Origin of the sequence: Pseudomonas sp. GW531-T4 (assembly GCF_017349615.1) — a bacterium.
Classification (GTDB): Bacteria; Pseudomonadota; Gammaproteobacteria; order Pseudomonadales; family Pseudomonadaceae; genus Aquipseudomonas; species Aquipseudomonas chlororaphis_I.
In genome coordinates this window covers 25,461-34,227 of the sequence record NZ_JACMZT010000058.1, presented here as the reverse complement: position 1 = coordinate 34,227, position 8,767 = coordinate 25,461, and the positions used below count along the sequence as shown (strand labels likewise).

Below are 8,767 nucleotides of genomic sequence, written 5' to 3'. Positions count from 1 at the left end.
CTGGATGCTGATGAGATAAACAACTTTCCTCAGCCTCTTAAGAGAAGACTGATTGTTTCGCACTGGATCATGGGCGGACTGCTGGCGAGCCTGGGCCTGGAGTACATAGCGATGACGATAATAAGGGGCTAGTCCGCACTATCCACGATGCAGCCTGGCTCGCTGCCTGGAGCCTGAGGGCAGGCGAGTGACCTACCCTCACACCACTCTCAGCGTTGCGCCAACCAGTAATCGTGCAGCCCACGCGCCGCCTGTTCGACGCTGGCGACTGTCTGGCGATGTTGAACCAGATCCAGGTCGGCCGGCAGTTCGAAGTTGTCCTGTTCGGCGCAGGTGATGATGGCTTGCAGCTGGGCGGCCTGGGCGGCGGGCAGTTCGGGCCAGTTGCTTACGGCCATGGCGCGGATGTAGCCGAAGCACCATTCTTCCGCCAGCGTCAGCGGCTGGTCCTGATGCTCGGTCTGTTCGAAGCGCGGCTGAAAGCTCGCCGAGTCGCTCGCCAGTGCCGTGGCGAGGGCATTCAGGTGGCGCACGCTCAGCTCGATGAAGCGCTTGCACTCCTCGGGGTCCTGCCAGTCCGGGTTCTGCCCGCCCCAGATGGCCGGGAACCATTCGGCGATGTCCACCTGGGCCGGGCCGGACACCAGGGCGGTGCAAAAACCGTCGAGCTCGGCCAGGTTGAGCACGGAATGGTCGTCCCCGTACTTGAGCAGGGTGTCTTCGATGAATTCGAACTCGGCGGGGCTGAGCGGCTGGTTGTGCATGGATGGCTTCCTTGGAAAAACGTGCGCCCCAGGGGCTGCGCGGAAAAAAGACGCGGAGGATGGCGCGTTCCGCGGCTTTTATCCAGCGCCGATCATCGTCGCGGAGCGAGTTGTCATGGCGGCGACGCGCTCTCGGCCGGTCCAGCGACCGGGTCTGTTAACCGACTCGGCCGCTGTTTTGCTCAGGGTTGCTTCGCCGCGCCGACCTGGTCATCCAGGGCCTTGAGCAGGGCATGGGCGACCTTCACCCGTTCGGCGTTGGGGTAGTTCTTGTTCGCCAGCAGCACCAGGCCGATGTCCTTGCCGGGCACGAACAGCACATAGGCGCCGAAGCCGTTGGTGGAGCCGGTCTTGTTCAGCAGGGTATTGGCCCGCGGCGCCTGGGGCGGGGTGAACCAGCGGGTCGGGTGCGGTTCGAAGGCCATCTGCGACGAGTTGCCGGCCAGCAGGGCGTCGAGGCTGAGCGGGTAGGGGTAGAGTTCCCAGCCCAGGCCCTGGGTCATGCCCTCGACCTGGTAGTAGCCGGTGTGGGTGATGGCGATTGCCTGCGGCCAGGGCTGCGGCAGCGACTCGGGCTTGAGGTTGGCCTGGACGAAGCGCAGCAGGTCGGCGGCAGTGGTCTTCACCCCGTAGGCCTCGGCATCCAGGGCGCCGGGGCCGAGCCGCACCGGCTTGCCGTCCTTGCCGTAGCCCTGGGAGTAATTGCCCATCTGCGACTTCGGCACCTGGATATAGCTGTGCGACAGGCCCAGTTGCGGGAACAGCTTCTGCTCCATCAATTGTTCGAAGGGCTGCCCCAGGCTTTGCGCGGCCAGGTAGCCGAACAGGCCGATGCTCGGGTTCGAGTACAGGCGCTGGGCGCCGGGGGCAAAGGCCGGTTTCCAGCCCTGGTAGTAGCCGAGCATCTTGTCCTGGCTGTCCCACTGCTCCGGGAACTGCAACGGCAGGCCGCCGGCGCTGTAGGTGCCCAGTTGCAACAGGCTGATGTGCTCGAAAGGGCTGCCGTTCAATGCCGGCAGGTAGCGGCTGGCCGGGTCGTCCAGGGACAGTTTGCCGCTGGCCTGGGCATAGGCCCCCAGGGTTGCGGTGAAGAGCTTGCTCACCGAACCGACCTCGAACAGCGTGTCGGCGTCGACGGCTTTCTGCTCCTCTTTGGAGGCCAGGCCGTAGTTAAAGTAATGGGGCTGGCCCTTGAGGGTGATGGCCACCGCCATGCCGGCGATGTCCTGTTGTTGCATCAACGGGCGGATCGCCGCGTCGACCAGGGGCTTGAGCGCGCTGTCCGGCTGGCTGGCGGCCAGGCAGGCGCTGGCGCCGGAGAGCAGCAGGGAAACGGCGAAAAATCCGGATAGGGCAAGGTTTTTGTTGTGCATGATGGGCTGACATTCCATGATTTTGCAGGGTGATGGCCGCTACACTCCGAGCGGCTTTTGCCAGTGCCTGCCCTTGCAGTCAGGGGGCGGGGCGCTGCGAGCCGGCTCAATGTAGGCGGCCGGCGAAGGATCGGCAAACGACGATATTTCGCAGGAGCCATTAGAGAAACTAGGGAGTGGTCATGATCCGACCCCATCTGCCGCTGAATGCCCTGCGGGCCTTCGAGGCCTCGGCGCGGCATTTGAGTTTTACCCGCGCGGCCATCGAGCTGTGCGTGACCCAGGCGGCGGTCAGTCATCAGGTGAAAAGCCTCGAGGCCCAGCTCAACGTCACCCTGTTCAAGCGCCTGCCCCGCGGGCTGATGCTGACCAGCGAGGGCGAAACCCTGCTGCCGGTGCTGTGCGAGTGTTTCGACCGCATCGCCGAAACCCTCGGCCGCTTCGAAGGCGGGCACTACCGCGAAATGCTCAGCGTCGGCGCGGTCGGTACCTTTGCCGTCGGCTGGTTGCTGCCGCGCCTGGAGGACTTCCAGGCCCGCCACCCGTTTATCGACCTGCGCCTGTCGACCCACAACAACCGGGTCGACGTCGCGGCCGAAGGCCTGGACTACGCCATCCGTTTCGGCAGCGGTGCCTGGCATGGCACCGATGCCGTCCAGTTGCTGGAGGCGCCGCTGTCAGTGCTCTGCGTGCCGGAACTGGCGCGACAGCTGCGCAGCCCCGCCGACCTGCTCGGCCAGACCCTGCTGCGCTCCTACCGCACCGACGAATGGCCGGAATGGTTCAGCGCCGCCGGCCTGCCGGCCAGCACCCTGCCTGCGCGCAGCATCGTCTTCGACTCGTCCCTGGGCATGATGGAAGCCGCGCAGCAGGGCATAGGCGTGGCCCTGGCGCCGCCGTTGATGTTCGCCCGGCAGTTGCACGCCGGCAGCATCGTCCAGCCGTTCGCGGTGGGCATCACCACCGGCAGTTATTGGCTGACCCGCTTGCAGTCACGGGCGCAGAGCCCGGCGATGCTGGCGTTCAAGGAATGGTTGTTGGGGACCGTGCAGGAAGGTTGAGTGGCTTTAGTCAACGTTAGGTTGAATATTCAACGTCGTGTTGATATTTTCGCTCGATTCTTTTTCCGCGAAACCGCCATGAACAGCCCCGACAGCCATTTATCCCCTGAGAGTGCCGCCGAACGCCATCTGGTGTTCAAGGTGCTGCACAGCACCCTGAACATGCTCGGTAGCGTGGTGGGCCGGCACACCGAAATCGTCCTGCACGACCTGAGCCGGCCCGAATCCTCCATCGTCGCCATTGCCAATGGTCATGTCACCGGTCGCCGGGTCGGCAGCCCGGTGCTGGCCGGGCCGCGCGAGGACCTGGGGTTTATCGCCGTGCGCCGGGCCATGGAGGATCGCTCCGGCAGCGAGCCGGTGCTGGTGGAGAATTACCCGACCACCGCGCCCGACGGTCGCCCGTTGCGCAGCTCGACGGTGGTGTATCGCGACAGCAGCGGCCAGCCCTTCGCCACCCTGTGCACCAACGCCGACCTCAGCGGCATCGCCGCCGCCCATGCCTGCCTCGGCGAGTTGCTGGGCCTGGGTGCAGCCCCCGAACCACGCCACGACGAGCCCCAGGACATGGAGCAGTTGATGGCACAAATCATTCAGCAAGCCTGCCCCGGCGGCCGGGCCTTGATGAAGAAAATCCAGAAGCTCGAAGCCGTGCGCCAGATGCAGGACCGCGGGCTGTTCATCGTCAAGGGCGGTATCGAGAAGGCCGCCGCGGCCCTCGGCGTCACTCGCTACACCATCTACAACTACCTGGAGCAGATCCGGGCCACAGACCACGCCAGTCAACAGGAATGAAGCCGATGCAGCTCGATATCTTTCAGGTGGATGCCTTTTCCTCCACGCCTTTTGGCGGCAACCCGGCCGCGGTCTGCCCGCTGGACGCCTGGCTGCCCGACGCCACGCTGCAACGGATCGCCGAGGAGAACAACCTCTCGGAAACCGCCTACTTCGTGCGCAACGGCGAGCTGTTCGAATTGCGCTGGTTCACCCCGTCCGTGGAAGTCGACCTCTGTGGCCACGCCACCCTGGCGGCGGCCTGGGTGCTCTTCGAACAGCTGAACGAACCCAGCGAACTGCTGCGTTTCAGCACCCGCAGCGGCGAGTTGCGCGTGCGCCGTGACGGCGAGCGCCTGTCCATGGACTTCCCGGCCAGGCAGCCGGCGGCCGTGGAGATTCCACCCAGCCTGCTGCACGCCCTCGGCCTGCCGCGCGCAGAAGCCCTGTACCGCACCGACGACTATTTGCTGGTGGTCGAGGACGAAGCGATCATCGCCGGCCTCAAGCCCGACTTCGCTGCCCTGGCCCAGTTCGATGTGCGCGGCATCGCTGTCACCGCGCCGGGCACGCAGTTCGATTTCGTCTCCCGCTGGTTCGGCCCGAGCGTCGGGGTCAACGAAGACCCGGTCACCGGCTCGGCCCACACCTCCCTGGCGCCGTACTGGGCCCGGCGCCTGGGCAAAACCCGCCTGAGCGCGGAGCAGGGCGGGGCGCGCAAGGGCCAGCTGTGGTGCGAAGTGCTGGATAACGGGCGGGTGCTGATCAGCGGCCAGGGCGCGCTGTATCTGAAGGGCACGATCTTTATCTGAAGACCTGGCGTTTGCTCCGCCAGGAGCATCAGTGATCGACTCGGGTCGTGCCTGGGGCCCTCAGGATCGATCACTGCCGGGTGGACGATACCTCTGTCAGATAGCCCATGTAGCCCTGGGCGAAGTCCAGGTAGGCCCGCACGATGGCCGACGGGTGACGATGGGACGGGTAGAGCAGATTGATTTGCTGCTCCGGCAAGGGATGGCCGGGCAGCAGCGCCAGCAGCCGGCCTTCGCGGATGGCACGTGCCGCGAGGAAGGGCGGCAGCTCGGTCACCAGGTCACCGGCCAGCGCGCGGCTGCGCAGGTGCGCATAGTCGTTGGTGGCGAGCATGGCCCTGGGCCTGAAGGCCACGTCTCCCAACTGCCAGGTCCCCGGGCTGCCCTGGCTCCAGACACCGCAGGGGTAGGCGTTCAGCGCCTCGACGCTGCTGGGTGGGCCCAGCCGCTCGATCAACCCGGGACTGGCCACCAGCAGGTGGCGATAGCTCAGCAGGCGGCGGGCAACCATGGTCTCGTGGGTAATCGCACCGACCCGCAGCGCCACATCCACACCGTCTTCGATCAGGTCGATGCGCCGTTCCGTGGTATGCACACTGACCTCGACCTGCGGATAGCGGCGCTGGAATGCCGACAGCACATCCCACCAGGGTTCGAACGAGGGCGGCAACGACAGCCGCAAACGGCCCTTCAACAGCGCCTGATCGCTGATCACCGCCTGTTCGCCCTCGACCAATGCCTCGATGCCGCGGCTGGCGTGTTCGTACAGGCGTGCCCCCGAGTCGGTGAGCTTGGTGCCCCGTACCGAGCGTTCGAGCAGTTGTACCTTCAGCTGTTGTTCGAGTTCGCGAATACGCCGGCTCAAGGTCGGCAGGGGAATCTCCAGGCGTTCGGCGGCGGCGGAAAGGCTGCCGGTCTGCGCCACGCTGACAAACATCCGGACGGCGTTGAAGTCCATGATTGCTCCTCTCATTGGTGAGAGGAAGCCTATCTTTTGCGTGGATTATCTTCCAGTTTCGATTGATGGATAGTGAAGCCACTTGCCCAGGCGGCAATGGCTTCAACCCACAACGTACTTGAGGAACTCCACCATGAAAGCTTATGTGATCGAACAGACCGGCGGCCCGGAAGTCCTGCAACTGCGGGATATCCCATCCCCCGCGCCGACGGCCGACGAAGTGCTGATCCGCGTCCGCGCCTTTGGCCTCAACCGCGCCGAAACCTATCTGCGTGCTGGCAAGATGGGCGCCATCAGCGCACCTCGGGTGCCGGGTATCGAGGCGGTAGGCGAAGTCATCCAGGACCCCTCGGGCCAGTTGCGCACTGGCCAGCGGGTGGTCACGGCCATGGGTGGCATGCAGTTCACCCGTAACGGCAGCTACGCCGAGCAGGTGACGGTGCTGCGCAACAATGTGATCGCGCTGGACGACACTTCGCTGTCCTGGGAACAGCTGGCCACGCTGCCCGAGGCGTACCTCACGGTATGGGGCGCACTGGACAAGAGCCTGGGCATCCAGAAGGGCCAGACCTTGCTGGTACGCGGCGGTACTTCATCGGTTGGCCTGGCCGCCATCACCTATGCCAAGGCTCGCGGATTGAAGGTCATCGCGACCACCCGCAACCCTGAAAACAGCCAGCGCCTCTACCAGGCAGGGGCCGATGCAGTGGTGGTCGACAACGGCGACATTGCCCCGCGTATTCGCGAAATCGCACCCGATGGGGTCGATGCCGCCCTGGAAATCGTAGGCGCGCCCACCCTGCGGGACACCCTCAAGACCCTGCGCCCCTTCGGCGCGGTGAGCGTGATCGGACTGCTCGGCGGTGCCCCCACCCTGGAACAATTCCACCTGATGCAGGACCTGCCCGCAGGCGTGCGGCTGAACTTCTTCCCGAGCGGCTTGTTCGGGACGCCGGCCTTGCCCCTGCAGGACACGCCACTGCCTTGGCTGGCCAAGGAACTCGCCGCCAAGCGCATACCGTCGATCCATACCCGAACCTTCGCCTTTGACGAAGTCCGCGAGGCGCACCGCTTGATGGAAAGCGATCGCGCACTGGGCAAGCTCGTCGTGGTGCTTTGATCTCAAGGAGAACAGCATGCGTATCCCATTGATCACACTGATGCTCGGCAGCCTGTTGCTGCCCCTGACGGCCCAGGCCGCCAAGCCGGGCGCCGAGGCGGGGGTGACCGCGGCGGTCACCCAGCAACTCAAACGTTATGAAACGGCGCTGAACACCTCCGACCTCGATCAGGTCATGACCCTGTATGCCGACGATGCGGTGTTCATGCCGCAGAACAGCCCGCCGGCCGTAGGCCGTGACGCGGTACACGCGGCGTATCGGCAGGTCTTCGACCTGATCAGGCTCGACGTGCGTTTCACCATCGATGAGATCCAACCGCTGTCACGGGACTGGGCGTTCGCCCGGACCCGTTCCAACGGAACGGTCAAGTTGCTGAAGGGCGATCAGCCTGCCAGCGCCGAAGGCAATCAGGAGGTTTTCCTGTTGCATCGAGAAAGCGATGGCCAATGGCGTTTTGCACGCTACATCTTCTCGACCACCCAGCCACGCCAGTAGATGAAGGAAGCAGAGGCGCGACGCTGTCTTGGGACCTGCCACGAGTGGATCACAGTTTTCAAGCGCGCCTCTTTTTTACAGGTCACCCGGCAGGCTAAAGGCGCTGAGTTTCTCCATCAGTGCTCCGGCCGCTGCCAGTTGTTTGCGTTCCTTATCCGTCAGGCAGGTGTTCACTGCGCTGTCCAGCCATTGATCACGTTGATCCCGGCTGGCCTGCAACACCAGCCGGCCTTTTTCGGACAGCTCTAGCCAGGTGCGGCGACGATCGCCGGTGTCCTGGGTGCGGGTAATCAGTTCACGGGCTTCCAGGTCCCGCAGCAGCGAGGCGAGGTTGGAGGAGCGCATGTTTTCCTCTTCGGCGATTTTCGAGGGCGTGGCCATGCCGTCCATCCGCTCGATTGCACTCATCACCAGCATCTGCGACCAGGTCTCGGGAGTGTTCTGCGCCTCCTGGCGCAGGCGTTTGCCCAGGCGGGTCAACTGTCCGCGAAACAACGAAATATCCATGCCGTCATACCTATGAAAAAATAGCTATGTAATTATAGCTAAATGCAGTTCGCGACGATGCCCATTCCGAGCGTCGGACCGGGAACATCACGAGGGGGGATTACGATGGCTAACGATCATCCGAGATTCGCGCGGATTCTTCTCACCAACGATGACGGCATAGACGCACCAGGGCTCAAGATTCTCGAACGCATCGCGGGCCAACTGGCGCGTGAGGTCTGGGTTGTGGCGCCGTTGCTCGATCAAAGCGGCACCTCTCATTCGCTGAGCCTTCACACACCTCTGCGGCTGAGTTGCCATGGCCAAAGACGCTTTGCGGTCACCGGGACGCCGGGCGATTGCGTGGCAATGGCGTTGGGGCATCTGCTCAATCACGACCGGCCCGACCTGATTCTGTCCGGGGTCAACCGAGGCGCGAACCTGGGGGTGGAAACGGTATTTTCGGGGACGGTCGGCGGCGCCATGACGGGGTTGCTGTTTGGCGTTCCTGCCATCGCCTTGAGCCAGGCCTTTACCGACAGAAGTGCGGTGCCTTGGGATAACGCGCTCAATCATGGGCCGCAAGCCATCACGCAACTGATGGACATGAACTGGCCCGAGGATGTTTGCTTGAACGTCAACTTTCCCGACTGCGCGCCGGATGCCGTGCTTCCATTGAAACTGACGCGTCAAGGCTCGGGGCGCTTGAACGGCGTTTCCGTGCGTACGGAAAACGATCCTCGCGGGCTTGAATATCACTGGCTGAAGCTGGACAGGCACACGCAAGCCGATGAGCCAGGCACTGAGACGGCGGAGCTTCTCGCCGGGCATATCACCGTGACACCGCTGCAATTCGAGCGGACTCACGACAAGGCACTCCTCTCATTTGAACAACAGAATCGAGGCTCGCTGGTTAGGTAGCG

10 protein-coding genes are annotated in these 8,767 nt (G+C 64.1%); 6 read left to right on the top strand and 4 right to left on the bottom strand.

The genetic code is table 11. The features are described 5' to 3' along the window. Positions 1-209: 209 nt before the first annotated feature. Both J4D28_RS28295 and ampC read right to left on the bottom strand, forming a co-directional pair. Positions 210-764, bottom strand: a complete 555-nt coding sequence (locus J4D28_RS28295) for a UPF0149 family protein (protein ID WP_009049966.1) — start codon at positions 762-764, stop codon at positions 210-212. A gap of 182 nt (positions 765-946) precedes the next feature. After that, positions 947-2,137 carry a class C beta-lactamase gene (ampC, locus tag J4D28_RS28290; RefSeq protein WP_103331804.1) on the bottom strand — a complete coding sequence of 397 codons (1,191 nt, stop codon included), beginning with the start codon at positions 2,135-2,137 and terminating at the stop codon, positions 947-949. A 182-nt stretch (positions 2,138-2,319) separates the two neighbouring features. Here ampC and J4D28_RS28285 point away from each other — a divergent pair, with 182 nt between their 5' ends. The 3 genes from J4D28_RS28285 to J4D28_RS28275 all read left to right on the top strand — a co-directional run bounded on the left by J4D28_RS28285 (position 2,320) and on the right by J4D28_RS28275 (position 4,784). Continuing rightward, the gene (locus tag J4D28_RS28285) at positions 2,320-3,198 is read left to right on the top strand and encodes a LysR family transcriptional regulator (protein ID WP_028682077.1); all 879 of its coding nucleotides are present in this window, start codon (positions 2,320-2,322) and stop codon (positions 3,196-3,198) included. Positions 3,199-3,276: 78 nt separating this feature from the next. Then, positions 3,277-3,993, top strand: a complete 717-nt coding sequence (locus J4D28_RS28280) for a transcriptional regulator (RefSeq protein ID WP_103331803.1) — start codon at positions 3,277-3,279, stop codon at positions 3,991-3,993. Between the two features lie 5 nt (positions 3,994-3,998). After that, complete coding sequence (locus tag J4D28_RS28275) at positions 3,999-4,784, top strand: PhzF family phenazine biosynthesis protein (RefSeq protein ID WP_103331802.1); 786 nt, start codon at positions 3,999-4,001, stop codon at positions 4,782-4,784. A 70-nt stretch (positions 4,785-4,854) separates the two neighbouring features. Here the strand turns inward: J4D28_RS28275 and J4D28_RS28270 are convergent, their stop codons facing one another. After that, the gene (locus J4D28_RS28270) at positions 4,855-5,742 is read right to left on the bottom strand and encodes a LysR family transcriptional regulator (RefSeq protein ID WP_009049961.1); all 888 of its coding nucleotides are present in this window, start codon (positions 5,740-5,742) and stop codon (positions 4,855-4,857) included. Between the two features lie 133 nt (positions 5,743-5,875). On the opposite strand from J4D28_RS28270, the gene J4D28_RS28265 reads away from it, so the two are divergent. Further along, the gene (locus tag J4D28_RS28265) at positions 5,876-6,862 is read left to right on the top strand and encodes a zinc-binding alcohol dehydrogenase family protein (protein ID WP_009049960.1); all 987 of its coding nucleotides are present in this window, start codon (positions 5,876-5,878) and stop codon (positions 6,860-6,862) included. 16 nt (positions 6,863-6,878) lie between these two features. Continuing rightward, complete coding sequence (locus tag J4D28_RS28260) at positions 6,879-7,358, top strand: SgcJ/EcaC family oxidoreductase (RefSeq protein WP_009049959.1); 480 nt, start codon at positions 6,879-6,881, stop codon at positions 7,356-7,358. Positions 7,359-7,433: 75 nt separating this feature from the next. Here J4D28_RS28260 and J4D28_RS28255 read toward each other — a convergent pair whose 3' ends face one another. Continuing rightward, positions 7,434-7,865 carry a MarR family winged helix-turn-helix transcriptional regulator gene (locus J4D28_RS28255; protein ID WP_009049958.1) on the bottom strand — a complete coding sequence of 144 codons (432 nt, stop codon included), beginning with the start codon at positions 7,863-7,865 and terminating at the stop codon, positions 7,434-7,436. A 105-nt stretch (positions 7,866-7,970) separates the two neighbouring features. On the opposite strand from J4D28_RS28255, the gene surE reads away from it, so the two are divergent. Further along, positions 7,971-8,765, top strand: a complete 795-nt coding sequence (gene surE, locus J4D28_RS28250; protein ID WP_009049957.1) for a 5'/3'-nucleotidase SurE — start codon at positions 7,971-7,973, stop codon at positions 8,763-8,765. The last annotated feature ends 2 nt before the right edge of the window (positions 8,766-8,767 follow it).